The sequence below is a fragment of the Pseudomonas turukhanskensis genome (assembly GCF_027922365.1).
Lineage (GTDB): Bacteria > Pseudomonadota > Gammaproteobacteria > Pseudomonadales > Pseudomonadaceae > Aquipseudomonas > Aquipseudomonas turukhanskensis.
The window spans coordinates 116,919-132,298 of record NZ_BSFN01000007.1; the positions used below are offsets into that span (position 1 = coordinate 116,919).

Annotated in this window: 12 protein-coding genes; 5 read left to right on the top strand and 7 right to left on the bottom strand. The window is 61.0% G+C overall.

Features of this window, described 5'->3' with window-relative positions:
* The 7 genes from PKE98_RS13945 to tauA (PKE98_RS13975) all read right to left on the bottom strand — a co-directional run bounded on the left by PKE98_RS13945 (position 1) and on the right by tauA (PKE98_RS13975) (position 7,444).
* Positions 1-771 carry a 3-hydroxybutyrate dehydrogenase gene (locus tag PKE98_RS13945; protein WP_271195898.1) on the bottom strand — a complete coding sequence of 257 codons (771 nt, stop codon included), beginning with the start codon at positions 769-771 and terminating at the stop codon, positions 1-3.
* Positions 772-844: 73 nt separating this feature from the next.
* Positions 845-2,236: a GntP family permease gene (locus tag PKE98_RS13950; protein WP_271195899.1), complete on the bottom strand. Its 1,392-nt coding sequence runs from the start codon at positions 2,234-2,236 to the stop codon at positions 845-847.
* A 510-nt stretch (positions 2,237-2,746) separates the two neighbouring features.
* Positions 2,747-3,580: a taurine dioxygenase gene (tauD, locus tag PKE98_RS13955; RefSeq protein ID WP_271195900.1), complete on the bottom strand. Its 834-nt coding sequence runs from the start codon at positions 3,578-3,580 to the stop codon at positions 2,747-2,749.
* A gap of 83 nt (positions 3,581-3,663) precedes the next feature.
* Complete coding sequence (tauC, locus tag PKE98_RS13960; protein WP_271195901.1) at positions 3,664-4,521, bottom strand: taurine ABC transporter permease TauC; 858 nt, start codon at positions 4,519-4,521, stop codon at positions 3,664-3,666.
* Complete coding sequence (gene tauB / locus PKE98_RS13965) at positions 4,518-5,312, bottom strand: taurine ABC transporter ATP-binding subunit (protein WP_271195902.1); 795 nt, start codon at positions 5,310-5,312, stop codon at positions 4,518-4,520. The genes tauC and tauB overlap by 4 nt, the downstream gene beginning before the upstream one ends.
* A 120-nt stretch (positions 5,313-5,432) precedes the next feature.
* On the bottom strand, positions 5,433-6,407 hold the full coding sequence (gene tauA / locus PKE98_RS13970) for a taurine ABC transporter substrate-binding protein (protein WP_271195903.1): 975 nt from the start codon (positions 6,405-6,407) through the stop codon (positions 5,433-5,435).
* Between the two features lie 62 nt (positions 6,408-6,469).
* Entirely contained in the window at positions 6,470-7,444 is a 975-nt protein-coding gene (tauA, locus tag PKE98_RS13975) for a taurine ABC transporter substrate-binding protein (RefSeq protein WP_271195904.1), read from the bottom strand.
* A 484-nt stretch (positions 7,445-7,928) separates the two neighbouring features.
* On the opposite strand from tauA (PKE98_RS13975), the gene PKE98_RS13980 reads away from it, so the two are divergent.
* From PKE98_RS13980 to PKE98_RS14000, 5 genes are all read left to right on the top strand, one after another.
* Positions 7,929-8,963: an OmpA family protein gene (locus PKE98_RS13980; RefSeq protein ID WP_271195905.1), complete on the top strand. Its 1,035-nt coding sequence runs from the start codon at positions 7,929-7,931 to the stop codon at positions 8,961-8,963.
* 258 nt (positions 8,964-9,221) lie between these two features.
* Positions 9,222-11,045, top strand: coding sequence for a monovalent cation:proton antiporter-2 (CPA2) family protein (locus PKE98_RS13985; protein ID WP_271195906.1), 1,824 nt, complete (start codon positions 9,222-9,224; stop codon positions 11,043-11,045).
* Positions 11,046-11,505: 460 nt separating this feature from the next.
* Positions 11,506-12,873: a glutamine synthetase family protein gene (locus PKE98_RS13990; RefSeq protein WP_271195907.1), complete on the top strand. Its 1,368-nt coding sequence runs from the start codon at positions 11,506-11,508 to the stop codon at positions 12,871-12,873.
* 80 nt (positions 12,874-12,953) lie between these two features.
* Entirely contained in the window at positions 12,954-14,243 is a 1,290-nt protein-coding gene (locus PKE98_RS13995; RefSeq protein WP_373877857.1) for an NAD(P)/FAD-dependent oxidoreductase, read from the top strand.
* A 210-nt stretch (positions 14,244-14,453) separates the two neighbouring features.
* Positions 14,454-15,371 (top strand): AAA family ATPase, encoded by a 918-nt coding sequence (locus tag PKE98_RS14000; protein WP_271195911.1) that lies wholly within the window; start codon positions 14,454-14,456, stop codon positions 15,369-15,371.
* Positions 15,372-15,380 lie beyond the last annotated feature (9 nt).

Sequence of the window (15,380 nt, forward strand, 5' to 3'; positions counted from 1 at the left end):
TTAACGTGCCAACCACCCACCATCCATATTCCACGCCGCACCGCGTACCTGCACCGCTGCATCGCTGCACAAAAACAGCGCCAGCTCGCCCAGTTGTTCAGGCGTGACAAAGTCCAGCGACGGTTGTTTTTCGGCGAGCAAATCATGCCGCGCCTGTTGGGCGTCGCCGCTGGCCAGGGCGCGGTCGTCGATCTGTTTTTGTACCAGCGGTGTCAGCACCCAGCCGGGGCAGATGGCGTTGCACGTCACGCCGATGGTGGCGGTTTCCAGTGCGACGCTTTTGGTCAGGCCGACCAGCCCGTGCTTGGCCGCCACATAAGCGCTTTTGCCGGCGGAAGCTGCCAGGCCGTGGGCAGAGGCAATATTGATGATGCGGCCCCAGTTGCGCGTACGCATGCCCGGCAGCGCCAGGCGTGTGGTGTGGAAGGCAGAGGTGAGGTTGATGGCGATAATGGCGTCCCAGCGCTCCACCGGAAATTCTTCCACCGGCGCTACGTATTGGATGCCGGCGTTGTTGACCAGAATGTCGATGCCGCCGAATTCGTGTTCGGCGTAAGCCATGAGCGCTTCGATCTCCGCCACCTTGGACATGTCGGCCGGGTGGTGCCTGACCTTGCCACCCAATGCTGCCACTTGATCGATGGCTGCCTGGGCATCGCCAAAGCCATTGAGCAACAGGTTGGCGCCGGCTTTGGCCAGTACCAAGGCGATGCCCAGGCCGATACCGCTGGTGGAGCCGGTAACCAGTGCAGTTTTGCCGTGCAGACTCATATAACTCTCCTTGGGCAGGCGAACCAATGGCCCGCCACGCCTCTGTTAGTCCGGTTAAACAGTGGCCTCGGTGTTAGACGATGCCGGTAGCGTAGAAGGTGCCAATCACCACAAACACGGCGAGCGTCTTGATGAGGGTGATGCCGAAAATGTCTTTATAAGCTTCGCGGTGCGTGAGGCCGGTTACCGCCAGCAGGGTGATTACCGCGCCATTGTGCGGCAGGGTATCCATGCCGCCGCTGGCCATGGCGGCGACGCGGTGCAGCACTTCCAATGGGATATTGGCGGCGTTGGCAGCCTCGATAAAGGTGTGTGACATGGCCGCCAGGGCGATGCTCATGCCGCCCGACGCCGAGCCGGTAATACCGGCGAGCAAGGTAACGGTAACGGCTTCATTCACCAGCGGATTGGGGATGGTTTTCAGCGCATCGGCCAGTACCAGAAAACCCGGCAACGAGGCGATCACCGCACCAAAACCGTATTCCGAAGCGGTATTCATCGACGCCAGCAACGCGCCGCCGACCGCCGTTTTAGTGCCTTCAGCCAGCCTGCTTTTAATCGCCCGGAAGCCGCAGATCAGCACCAGCAAAATACCCAGCAGCAACGCTGCCTGCACCGCCCAGATACCAGTGAGCTTGGCCACTTCGCTGGTTACCGGTTGCGCCATGCCCGGCAGTTGCAGGCTATGGGTGGTGCCGTAGAGCTGGGGAATCCAGCGGGTAAACAGCAGGTTGGCCACGCCCACCAGAATCAGCGGCGACAGTGCCAGCCACGGGTTGGGCAGGGCGATATCTTCGGCTGTTTCCGGCTCATTGCGCAGCTCCGTGCCATAGCCTTCGCCAGCGGCCTTGGCTTTGCGCAGCTGGCGGCGCAGGTAAAGCATGCCGGCGGCAAACACGAACACGGTGCCGATCACGCCCAGCCATGGCGCTGCCCATGAGGTGGTGCCAAAGAACGTGGTGGGAATGATGTTCTGGATCTGCGGCGTGCCGGGCAGGGCGTCCATGGTGAAACTGAACGCACCCAGGGCAATGGTGGCCGGAATCAGGCGCTTGGGAATATCGCTCTGGCGGAACATCTCGGCGGCAAACGGATACACCGCAAACACCACCACAAAGAGCGACACGCCGCCGTAAGTCAGCAAGGCGCACACCAGCACGATCACCAGCATCGCCTGGCGGGTGCCGAGCAAGCGAATGGCGGCCGCCACGATGGAGCGCGAGAAGCCCGAGAGCTCAATCAGCTTGCCGAACACGGCGCCGAGCAAAAACACCGGAAAGTAGAGTTTTACGAAGCCGACCATCTTCTCCATAAACACGCCGGTAAACGCGGGTGCCACGGCCGAGGGGTCGGTTAGCAATACTGCGCCGAGGGCGGCGATGGGGGCGAACAGAATGACGCTGTAGCCGCGGTACGCTGCGAGCATCAACAAGGCTAAAGCGGCGAGGGCGATGAGCACGCTCATTAGGCAATCTCCTGATGCCCGGCGACGGGGCCGTCGGGCGGTCTTGTTTTTATTGAGTTAAGGCGTTGCTGTATGGAGTAGCGAAGCGGCGAATTGATTCGGCGCTTTTTCCGTAAGAAGGGCGCGTGGCTGAGGGCGAAGGTGGGGCGAGGCTGAGCAGGACGCTCATGGCGAATCTCCTGACGAATCTTGTTTTTGTTCTGCGTGCGGTCTGTGCCGTGCAGGGAGCATTAGCGAGATGTGTGCCAGGTTCTTAAGTTGTTGAAATATAAAGCTAAGTTCTAGTTCTTGATGGGGGCTTGTTCAGCTTTGTCTCTGATTTGAGACGGGCGGGATTAAATCGCGAGCGCAAAGCCTGCTGCGGGGCTTGTCTCTATATGGAGAGTTGAGTCTTTAAACTGAGATGTGTTTGTAGGAGCGAGCTTGCTCGCGAACCCTGAAAACCTCGGTTTCGGATCCCGTTTGCGGGCTTCGCGAGCAAGCTCGCTCCTACAGGGGATCGTGTTGTGATTAAAACGGCTTGTCGCCAAGGATGGTGGCGCGCTGCATCACCCGCCGCGCCGGGCGGTAGTCGTCTACGGCGTAGTGCTGGGTTACGCGGTTATCCCAGAAGGCGATGTCGTTCTCCTGCCAGCGCCAGCGCACGAAGAATTCGGGCTTGGTGGCGTGGGCGAACAGAAACGTCAGCAGCGCCTGGCTTTCCGCGGGCTCCAGTTCGTTGATCTTGCTGGTGAAGCCTTCGCTGACAAACAGGGCCTTGCGCCCGCTTACCGGATGGGTGCGGACCACCGGGTGCGATTGCGGCGGATGCTTGCGCCGGGTTTCGTCCCAGCGGGCGTAGTCTTCTGGCGTGCTGCCGTAGCGTTCCAAGGGAAACGAGCGGGTGAAATCGTGGGTTGCGGTCAGGCCGTCCAGCAGGTTCTGCAGCGGTGCCGACAGCGCTTCAAAGGCCGCGATGCCGCTTGCCCACAGGGTATCGCCACCTCTGGGCGGCAGCAGCTTGGCGCTCAGCACGGCGCCCATGGCCGGCTCTGGCAGGAAGGTGACGTCGGTGTGCCAGATGGCGTTGTCGCGCACATCGGTGACGGCCGTGTCCAGAATCAGTACTTCCGGCTGCTCGGGCACGTTGGGGTAAATAGGGTGGATATGCAGATCACCAAAGCGCGCGGCAAAACGGGCTTGCTGCTGCGGGGTGATGGGCTGATTGCGGAAGAACAGCACCTGATGGTCGAGCAGCGCTTGTTCGATAGCGCGCTGGTTGGCGTCGCTCAAGGGTTCGCTGAGGGTAATGCCTTCTACTTGCGCGCCGAGGGCGGAACTCAAAGGGGTGATGTGCAGGCTCATGGTCGATCTCGTACGTGGCAGTGGGATGCAGCGCAAAGGGGTTGAACGCGCGCCGGTCGTTGCCGGCGCGTCATGAAAAAGGGTTAGTGGCTCTGGCCGTGCCAGGGCACCAATCGTCTCTGCAGGGCCCGCAGGCTCATCTCCAAGGCAAAGGCGATGACGGCGATGACGAGAATCCCGAGAATCACCACATCGGTGACCAGAAACTGCGCCGCCGACTGCACCATAAAACCCAGGCCGCTGGTGGCGGCGATCAGCTCGGCCGCCACCAATGTCGACCAGCCCACGCCCAGGCCAATGCGCACACCGGTGAGGATGTCGGGCAGGGCGCTGGGCAGAATCACATGGCGAATCAACTGGCTGCGGGTAGCGCCCAGCGATTGCGCTGCGTGCAGTTTGGCGGGGTCGACGGTGCGCACGCCGGTGGCCGTGGCAATGGCGATGGGGGCGAAAATCGCCAGGTAAATCAACAGCACCTTGGACAGCTCACCAATGCCGCACCAGATCACGATCAGGGGCAGATAGGCCAGCGGCGGAATCGGGCGGTAGAACTCGATCAGCGGGTCGAGAATGCCTTGGGCAATGCGGTTGCGGCCAATGGCGATACCCACCGGAATGGCGGTGAGCACGGCAATCAGCAACGCCAGGCCGATACGCCCCAGGCTTGCGCCCAGGTGCTGCCAGAGCGTGGACTCCATATAGCCGGTGGTGGCCAGCAACCAGCCTTTTTGCAGCACAGCCGAAGGCGGCGGTAGAAACAGTGGCTCGATCAGGCCGAAGGCGGTTACCGCCCACCAGAGCGCCACCAGGCTGACCAGGGTCAGGGCGCTGATCAGGCGAGTGCTCAAGGCCCGGCGTTGGGCCGGCGCGCTGGGCAGGTCGCCCAGGGCATCGGCGCTGCTCACTTGTTCCGTGTTCAGGCTGGCTTCATAACTGGTCATACACGGGCCTCCGCTTGCAGGGCCAAACGTTGGTTGAACACCTGCGCCAGCACGTGCTCACGGGTTTCGATAAACAGCGGGTCGGACTTGATCGCCCGTGCCGGCTCGCCGGCGGCATAGCGCTGGCCGAAATCCAGGTGCAGGCGCTCGACGATCTGCCCGGGGTTCGGCGCCAGTAGCACCAGGTCGGTGGCCAGAAACACCGCTTCTTCGATGTCGTGGGTAATCAGAAACACCGGTTTGGCGCTGCGTTGCCACACCTGCAACAACAGCTCTTGCATCTGTTCGCGGGTAAAGGCGTCGAGGGCGCCGAAGGGTTCGTCCATCAGCAGCACCCGCGGGTCGGCCGCCAACGCACGGGCCAGGCCCACGCGCTGCTTTTGCCCGCCAGACAACTGCCACACCTGGCGCTGCTCGAAACCGGCCAGATCAACCAGGGCGAGCATTTCGCGCGCTTTGGCTTCGCGCTGCGGGCGAGCGACACCAGTCAATTGCAGGCCGAAGGCGACGTTGTCCAACACGTTCTGCCAGGGCAGCAGGGCGTCGTCCTGAAACACCACGCCGCGCTCGGCGCTCGGGCCTTTTACCGGCACGCCGTCGAGGGTGATGCGCCCACTGCTGGGGGCCACGAAGCCGGCAATCAGGTTGAGCAGCGAGGTTTTGCCGCTCCCGGACGGGCCGAGGGCAACCAGCAACTGCTGCGGCCCCAGGGTCAGGGAAATATCGGCCAGCACCGGTGCGGTAGTGCCCGGGTACTGTGCGCTGATGCGCTCCAGTTCTAATAAGGCCATGGCGTGTCTCGCTCTGGTTGGGTCCAAAATTCTGGGTCCCCGCCTGCGCGGGGACGACGGTGCTTTTAGCCACCTTCCGTCATTCCCGCGTAGGCGGGAATCCAGGAAGGGGTACATCGGTTATTGAACGAACTTGGTGCTCACATACGGCGAGTAATCCGCCAACACGCCATCGGCCTTGCCCTGTTCCTTGAGGAATACGGCAGTGGCGGCGATGTCTTTGGCGGTCTGGCCGTCGAGCAGGGTTTTCTGTTCGGCGCTTTCCGGGAAGGTGGAGCCGGCCAGCAATTCAGGCACGTCGGCGGCATTGGCGCCGGTCAGGCGGGCGATTTCTTTCACCTGCGCGGAGTCGGCGGTCCAGGCGGCCTTGTTGGCGTTGTAGGCGGTATACGCGTCGATGCTGACCTTGGCGAACTTGGCCAACACCTCAGGGTGTTTCTCGGCGAAATCCTTGCGCGCTACCCAGACTTCGAAGGTCGGTGCGCCCCAGGTGCCCACCTCGGCGGCATCGGTAAGCACCTTGCCGTCTTTCTTGATTTCGCCCAGTGCCGGCGACCACACAAACGCGCCGTCGATATCGCCACGCTTCCAGGCGGCGGTGATTTGCGCCGGGTTGAGGTTGACGACTTTTACCTTGGTAGGGTCGATGTTCCAGTGTTTCAGCGCGCCGAGCAGGCTGTAGTGGGAGGTCGACACAAACGGGGTGGCGATGGTCTTGCCGATCAGGTCTTCGGGTTTTTCAATCTTGCTGCCTTTGCGTACCACCAGGGCTTCGGCCGAGTTGATCTGCGCGGCAACCACGAAGGTCACGATGGGCAAACCACGGGTAGCGGCGGCGGCGAGCGGGCTGGAACCGAGGTTGCCGATCTGCACATCACCGGAAGCGATGGCGGTGACCACTTCGGCGCCACTGTTGAATTTGCGCCAGTCAAGTTTTTCGCCGATGGCTTTTTCATAGCCACCGTTGGCCTGCGGCACTTTGCTGGGGTCGATACCGGTCTGGTAGCCGATGATGATGTCTTGGGCTTGTACGGTGAAGCTGAGGCCGGCAACTACCAGGCTGGCGAGCAGGCGGCGGGAAAAGGAAAAGCTCATGGTCATGCTCCAACGGAGTAACCCTGATGGCGCTGGCCACCAAGGTTGAAGTTCAAATCGGCTTATTTGACGAACTGGTTGCTGACGTATGGCGAGTAGTCCGCCAGTACGGCATCGACCTTGCCTTGCTCTTTGAGGAAACCGGCGGTGTTGGTGATGGCCTTGGTAGTCGGCTCGCCGAGCGCGGTGACCTGATCACTGGCCAGCGGGAACACATTGCCTTCCAGCAGCACCGGAACGTCTTCAGCTTTGGCGCCGGAGAGTTTTACGACCTTGGCAACATTGTCCTTGTCGGCCAGCCAGGCTTTCGGGTCTTTGCGGTAGGCGGCGTAGGCGTCGAGGGTGGTTTTGGCGAACGCGCTGACGATTTCCGGGTGTTTCTCGGCGAAGTCTTTGCGCACGATCCAGGCATCGAAGGTCGGAGCACCGAGCTTGCTCAGTTCACCCGAGGTGATCAGCACGTTGCCGCTTTCCTTGGCTTTGCCCAGGGCCGGGTCCCATACGTAGGTGGCGTCGATATCGCCACGCTGCCAGGCAGCGATGATGGCCGGCGGTGCCAGGTTCACGATCTCGACTTTCTTGGGATCGATGTTCCAGTGCTTGAGGGCGGCCAGCAGGCTGTAGTGACCGGTAGAGACGAAAGGCACGGCGACTTTCTTGCCGACCAGATCTTGCGGCGAGTTGATGCCCGAGCCGTTACGGGCTACCAGGGCTTCGGCGGCGCCGATCTGGGTGGCGATCAAAAAGGTTTCTACCGGCAGTTGGCGGGTCGCCGCGGCAGCGAGCGGGCTGGAACCGACATAACCGATCTGCACATCACCGGAGGCCACGGCGGTGATCACTTCGGCGCCGCTGTCGAATTTGCGCCAGTCGATTTTGCTCTTGCTGGCCTTTTCATAAGCGCCATCGGCCTGGGCCACTTTGGCCGGGTCTACGGTGGTCTGGTAGGCAACGGTGAAATCGGCAGCTTGAGTGCTGATGGCAAAACCACTGAAGGCCAGGGCGGCCAGCAGGCGGAGCGGGGTGAGCGCTTTCATTTTTATACTCCTCAACGGGCTCCGAGCGCTGCGTTGAGCGGGCGGACCTCTGGACGGTAACTAGAAGAAGACGATGTCCGGTGGTCCGGTGATGCAGAGAATAATGGTTCTAAGAATTTAGAAATAAATACTATTTGGTTATTAGCTTAGGTGTGGCGATTTGGTTGCACAGCCCGGGATTACCCGCTGTAGGAGCCAGCTTGCGGGCGAACCCTGGAAACGCTAAAACGCCGTGGGCAAGCACCCGGCGGCCGGCGAGCAGGGGTGTTCGCAGCGGATGTCAAAAAAACGTGAAATTTATTTGTTGAACCGAAAGAAATGCCCCGATATCTCAGTTGAGCAAGCTAGAGGCCACGGCTGGCGTAGGGCCAGCTCGGAAAAATTTGTTTGGCAGGGTTAGCGGCAGTGGCGTTTGTCTACTACGTTGTCTTTGTCGATTAAACGCATCGTTAATCTGCGCACAATCTATATGGGGACTTTACGGATGAAATTGCAAAACACCTTAGGCGTTGTAATCGGTTCGCTGATCGCCGCCAGCTCTTTCCAAGCGTTGGCTCAGGGCCAAGGTGCGGTTGAGATTGAAGGCTTCGCCAAGAAGGAATACTTCGACAGCCAGCGTGATTTCAAAAATGACGGCAACCTGTTTGGTGGCTCCATTGGCTACTTTCTGACTGACGACGTAGAGCTGCGCCTGGCCTACGACGAAGTCCACAACGCCGTCACCAACGACGGCCAGAACGTCAAAGGCTCGAACACGGCCCTCGACGCGCTGTACCACTTCAACGCCCCAGGTGACACCCTGCGTCCGTACCTCTCGGCCGGCTTCTCCGACCAGAGCATCGACCAGAATGGCAGCGGCGGCCGTAACGGCTCAACCTTCGCCAACGTTGGCGGCGGTGCCAAGCTGTACTTCACCGAAAACTTCTACGCCCGTGCCGGCGTTGAAGCCCAGTACAACATCGACCAGGGCGACACCGAGTGGGCGCCAAGCGTGGGTATCGGTGTGAACTTCGGCGGTGGCAAGAAAGCTGCCGAGCCAGTGCCGGCTGCAGCGCCTGAAGTGTGCTCGGACAGCGACAACGATGGCGTGTGCGACAACGTCGACAAGTGCCCGGACACCGCAGCCAACGTCACCGTTGATGCTGACGGCTGCCCAGCGGTTGCCGAAGTGGTTCGCGTTGAACTGGACGTGAAATTCGACTTCGACAAATCGAAAGTCAAAGAAGAAAGCTATGGCGACATCAAAAACCTGGCTGACTTCATGAAGCAATACCCAGACACCTCCACCACCGTGGAAGGCCACACCGACTCCGTGGGCACCGACGCCTACAACCAGAAACTCTCCGAGCGCCGTGCCAACGCCGTGCGTGAAGTGCTGGTTAACCAGTACGGTGTAGGTGGCGAGCGTGTTAACGCTGTGGGTTATGGCGAATCCAAACCGGTTGCCGACAACGCCACCGACGCGGGCCGCGCTGTAAACCGTCGCGTAGAAGCGGAAGTGGAAGCTCAGGCCAAGTAATTAGCCTGATGCTTTAGAAAAACCCGGCCTCGGCCGGGTTTTTTTATGGAGCCTCAAAGCGATTCTCCAATCCGTAGGAGCCAGCCAGCTTGCTGGCGAAGCTTTTTGCCCTAGCGTGCCATGCATCAAGAGCTTCGCGAGCAAGCTCGCTTCTACGGGAAGGGCGTGCCTGCCGTCGCACGTGCGCACATCTCACCATGCAACCCATGCGGTTTTTACCGATAATCCCCAGCCTTTCACCACCAACGGAGCACGGGCATGGAGCATGGCGATAGTTTTCTACAGTCGGGAGTGGTCTTCCTCCTGGCGGCCGTGCTGGTAGTGCCGTTGGCCAAGCGTCTGCAACTGGGCTCGGTATTGGGTTATCTGCTGGCTGGCGTACTGATCGGCCCCTCGGTGCTGGGCCTGATCGGCAACCCGCAAAGCGTGGCGCAGATATCGGAACTGGGCGTGGTGTTGCTGCTGTTCATTATTGGGCTGGAACTTTCACCCCGGCGGCTTTGGGTGATGCGCAGGTCGGTGTTTGGGGTAGGTCTGGCGCAGGTGCTGGTCTGTGGTCTGCTGATTGGTAGCATCGCCTACAGCATGTTCAACCAGCCCTGCAACAGCGCGCTGATTCTCGGCCTGGGCCTGGCGCTGTCCTCCACCGCGTTTGGCTTGCAGATACTGGCCGAGCGCAAGGAACTCAGCAAACCCCACGGCCGCCTGGCCTTCGCCATCCTGCTGTTTCAGGACATCGCCGCCATTCCGCTGATTGCCCTGATTCCCATGCTGGGCAGCGCGCACCAGGGCACCTCGGCTGGCGACGAGGTCGGCCAACTGGCGAAAATCATCATCAGTATCGCCATCGTCGTCATCGGTGGGCGCTATTTGCTGCGCCCGGTGTTCCGAGTGGTAGCCAAAACCGGCCTGCGTGAAGTGTCGACGGCCACCGCGCTGCTGGTGGTGCTGGGCACGGCGTGGCTGATGGAGCTGGCTGGCGTGTCCATGGCGCTCGGCGCGTTTCTCGCCGGTTTGCTGCTGGCTGACTCCGAATACCGGCATGAATTGGAGGCACAGATCGAGCCCTTCAAAGGCTTGCTGCTAGGGCTGTTTTTCATGAGCGTAGGCATGACGGCCGACTTCGTGTTGCTGCTCAACGAGCCCTGGATAGTGCTGGGTTTTACCTTGATTCTGGTCTGCGCCAAGTTGCCCATACTGTTTGCCATAGGCCGCTGGCTGGGCGCATTGGATCGGCGCTCGGCCTTGGCATTGGCCGTTGTATTGGCCTCAGGCGGCGAGTTCGCTTTTGTGGTGTTCAAAATGGCCCATCAGCATGGCCTGTTCACAGACCGCTTGCTGAGCTTGGTGGTGCTGTCGATTACCTTGTCCATGGCGCTCACGCCGTTGCTGCTGCTGGCCATTGGCAAACTGTTCAAGCCGCAGCCAGTGGCCGAACGCGAACCACCCGAAGAGTACCGGCAGTTCAACGCCGACGCGCCGCGCGTGGTCATCGCCGGCATGGGCCGCATGGGGCAGATCGTGGCCCGTGTGCTGCGCGCGCAGCGGGTGCCGTTTGTGGCCCTGGATACCTCGGTGGAAAGCATTGAGCAGCAACGCAAGCTCGGCAGTATGTCGATCTTCTACGGCGACCCGCTGCGCCCGGAAATCCTGCACGCGGCCCATGTCGACAGCGCCGAGCTGTTTATTGTCGCCACCGACAACCCTGAGACCAATATCGAAACCGCGCGGCTGGTGCGCAAGCTGTACCCGCACGTAAAGGTGATTGCCCGGGCGCGCAACCGCCAGCACGTGCACCATTTGATGGACCTGGAGGCCACCGCGGTGCGCGAGACCTTCCACTCCAGCCTGGAAATGGGGCGGCTGATTCTGCTGCACCTCGGTTTGAGCCATGACCAGGCCAATGCGCGTATTCGCCGTTTCCGCCATCACGACGAAGAAGTGCTGCGCCAACAGCATCTGGTCTACAACGACGCGGCTGCGGTAATCCAGACCGCCCGTGAAGCGCGTGCCGAGCTGGAAAATCTGTTCGAGGCGGACGTGATTGAAGAGCGTGCTGCCATTCGCACGGATTTGCCCTAACGCCATTCTGCGTAGGTTGGGTTGAGCCATCGGCGAAGCCCAACGTGTGCGCGGCAGAGTCTGCACGCGGAACCCTGCGGGTTCCCTGTTGGGCTTCGCGGGCTCAACCCAACCTACGACGGCGAGGTGGGATGAATGTTTACCTGCGCCGAAACTAAACATAGTCAGATTTGAATTTAAGCCATCATGGCCGCTGTGTGACTCTGCTAAGCATCTGTTTACAGAGCCTTTCTATTGAGCACCTCGCTTCCCATCGAATTGGCTTTCTGGGCCTTGTGGCACTGCCGCCATGCCCGTCCGCCAGACGCCGCTTTTCTCTAATCAGGCCTTAGCGCCTGCCAACGTGCCCCTGCACGTTTTCTGCATAGCCGTTCACGCAGCACGACACCTGAGGGTGCCTCGTTTGTGCGCGGTTGTTTGTCCACGGCCCTGGCCGTGGACGCAAAAAGAGAGAAGCCCCATGAGTTTTGCCCACACGCAAGAAGCCCGCGATTTTCTTGAACAGAACCCCGATATCGAGGCGTTCGAGCTCTTTATCATCGATAACAACGGCGTACCGCGCGGCAAGTTGCTGCACCGCGATGAGCTGCTTGCTGTATATGAGACGGGCCGGCCGCTGCCCAGCACCATCCTGGGCCTGACCATCAACGGCGATGACGTGGAAAACTCCGGGCTGGTGTGGGACGTGGGCGATATCGACTGCCGCGCCTACCCAGTGGCCGGCAGCCTGACCCGTTTGCCGTGGCGCCTGATGCCTACTGCCGCCGTGCAGGTGAGCATGCATGGCGAGGAGGGCATGCCCGCGGCGATTGCCGACCCGAGGCGCCTGCTGGAGAAAGTGATCAACGAGTTGCAAGCCGACGGCTATTACCCGGTGATGGCCGCCGAACTTGAGTTTTACCTGCTGGACCAGAAGCGCGATGCCCATGGCCGCCCGCAACCGGCGCTGGATGCCGACGGCGGTCGCCCTTATAGCACCCAGGTGTACGGCCTGCGCGAGCTGGAGCAGATCGAGCCCTTCCTCGCCGACCTGTATGCCGCCTGCAAAGCCCAGGGCATTCCGGCGCGCACAGCGATTTCCGAATACGCCCCCGGCCAGGTGGAAATCACCCTGGAACACCGCACCGACGCCCTGCAAGCCATGGACGAAGCGGTGCGCTACAAACGACTGGTAAAAGGCGTGGCGCACAAGCACGGCATGACCGCCTGCTTTATGGCCAAACCCTTCGACCATATCGCCGGCACCGGCATGCATATGCACGTAAGCCTGGCCGACAAGGATGGCCGCAACCTGTTCGCCAGCGAAGCGCCGGAAGGTACGCCGCTGCTCAAACAGGCGGTGGGCGGCATGCTGTCGACCTTGCTCGACTCGTTGCTGTTCTTCTGCCCGAACGCCAACTCATATCGCCGTTTTCAGGCCAACAGCTACGCGCCGCTTGCGCCGACCTGGGGCGTTGACAACCGCACCGTGAGCCTGCGGGTGCCGGGCGGCCCGGCCAATAGCCGGCATATCGAACACCGCATCTGCGGCGCTGATGCCAACCCGTACCTGGCTGCCGCCGCCATTCTGGCCGGCATTCATCGCGGCATTCGCGAACAGCTCGACCCGGGTGCGCCGATTGAAGGCAACGGGTACGCCCAGGCCACCGAGGTACTGCCCACCGATTGGCTGACCACGCTGCGCGCGCTGGAGAAATCTGCCTGGGCCCGTGACGCCTTGGGGGAGGATTTTCTGCGGGTATTCCTCGCGGTGAAAAACGCCGAATACCGCCAGTTTATGGGCGAAGTCGGCGAGCAGGACTGGCGCTGGTACCTGCAACAGGCCTGAATAATTTCGTAAGCCCCCGGCCCCGTATGCGTTCCTACAGGGCGAACTCCGAGAGGACGGATAGATTCTGGATGAATGTTATGACTTCGCAACGCAGCAATTCCTACTACACCGCCACGCTGAATGAAGAAACCAGCTACCCCCGCCTTGAAGGCGAAGTGCGGGTGGATGTGGCCATTATCGGCGGCGGGTTTACCGGTGTTTCCACCGCCCTGGAACTGGCCGAACGCGGGCTGAAAGTGGCCATTATCGAAGCCAAGAAAATCGGCTGGGGCGCCACCGGCCGCAATGGCGGCCAGGTCACCGGCAGCCTGTCCGGCGATGAAGCCATGCGCAAACAAATGCGCGCCAAGCTGGGCGATGACGTCGATGATTTCATCTGGAACCTGCGCTGGCGCGGCCACGAAATCATTAAAAAGCGCGTGGAGAAGTACAACATTCAGTGCGACCTCAAACACGGTCACCTGCATGCGGCCTACAAACCCAGCCATATGGAAGGCCTGAAAGCCAACTACGAAGAAGCGGTTCGCCGTGGCATGGGCGATGACGTGCGCATCGTTAGCGCGGCCGAGATGCCCCGCCTGCTGGAAACCGACATCTACCACGGCGCCCTGCACAATAAACGCAATATGCACCTGCACTCGTTGAACCTGTGCCTGGGTGAAGTGCGAGCCGCCGAAAGCCTGGGCGCCCTGGTATTCGAAGAGTCGCCCGTGCTGGAGATCATCCACGGCGACCTGCCGGTGGTGGTCACCGAGCACGGGCGGGTGGTGGCCAACTCGGTGATCCTCGCCGGCAATGCCTACCACAAGCTGGAAAAACGCAAGATGGCCGGCATGATCTTCCCGGCCTCTGGCGGCATCGTCGTCACCAAACCCCTGGGCGAGGAGGTGGCCGCCAAGCTCAACCCGCAGGACCTGGCGGTATACGACTGCCGCTTTGTGCTCGATTACTACCGCATGACTGCCGACAAACGCCTGCTCTTCGGTGGCGGCGCCAACTACTCAGGCCGTGATTCGCGCGATATCGCCGGCGAATTGCGCCCGGCCATCGAGCACACTTTTCCACGCTTGAAAGGCGTGGAGATCGAGTTTCAGTGGAGCGGCATGATGGGCATCGTCATCAACCGCATTCCACAGTTGGGCAAACTGTCGAAAAACGTCTGGTACGCCCAGGGCTACTCGGGCCATGGTGTGGCCACCACCCATATCGTCGGCGAGATAATGGCCAATGCGGTGACCGGCTCTCTGGAAAAATTCGATACCTTTGCTGGCGTGAGCCATATCCGCCTGCCGTTTGGCGATTGGGTGGGCAACCAGATGTTGGCGGTGGGGATGTGGTACTACCAGATGCTTGAACGGTTGCGTTAAGGCTTGGCGTATCGGCGGATATCCCCTTGGGATATTCGCCCCACCTTCTGCGCCCATTCCGTAGGGCGAATATCGCTGAAGGCAATATCCGCTGTTAAACGTCATGCAAATGCCAACTCCCTTGGCAAATACGTCAGCAAAGGTAACCGAGCCTTTGCCATCACGCCTCACCCCGGTAGCATCCGGGGTTCGTGGACAAAGGGGCTTTGCATGCATACCAAACTCGACGCCTGCCTGGATGCGGTCAATCAGATACTGCTGGGCAAGGAGCCTCAGGTCCGTCTGGCCCTGACTTGTCTGCTGGCCCGCGGCCATTTATTGATCGAGGATTTGCCCGGCATGGGCAAAACCACCCTGAGCCATGCTCTGGCCAACGTGCTGGGCCTGAACTTTCAACGAATTCAATTCACCTCCGACCTGTTGCCCGGCGACATTCTCGGCACCTCGGTGTTCGACAAGGACACGGGCTTGTTCGTGTTTCATCCCGGGCCGATTTTTGCCGAATTGGTGCTGGCCGATGAGATCAACCGCGCCACGCCGAAAAGCCAGAGCGCGCTGCTTGAAGCCATGGAGGAGGGCCAGGTAACGATCGAGGGCGCCACCCGGCCGCTACCCGAGCCATTTTTTGTAATCGCCACGCAAAACCCGGTCAGCCAGGGCGGCACCTTTGCCTTGCCCGAATCGCAGCTCGACCGTTTTCTCATGCGCCTGTCGCTGGGCTACCCGGCCAAGGCCGCAGAAAAAGCCTTGTTGCTCGGCGAGGCACGGCGCGAAATGTTGCCGCGTCTGGACGCGGTACTCAGCCACGAGCAATTGGCCGCTCTGCAAGCCGAAGTGCCCAAGGTGCGGGCCAGTGATGCCGTGGTCGATTACGTGTTGCGCCTGGTAGAGGCAACCCGCACCCAACCGCAATTTGCCTGGGGCCTGTCGCCACGGGCCAGCCTGGCATTGCTGGCGGCGGCGCGGGCCTGGGCATTTCTGGCGCAGCGCGACTATGTGATTCCCGAAGATGTGCAAGCGGTGCTGCCGTCTGTGGTGGGCCACCGCCTGCGCGAGCGTGCCGACCCGACCGGGCACGGTGGCGGCACCCTGGTGCAATGGCTGCTGCGCGAAGTACCAGCGCTTTAATGGCGGGGG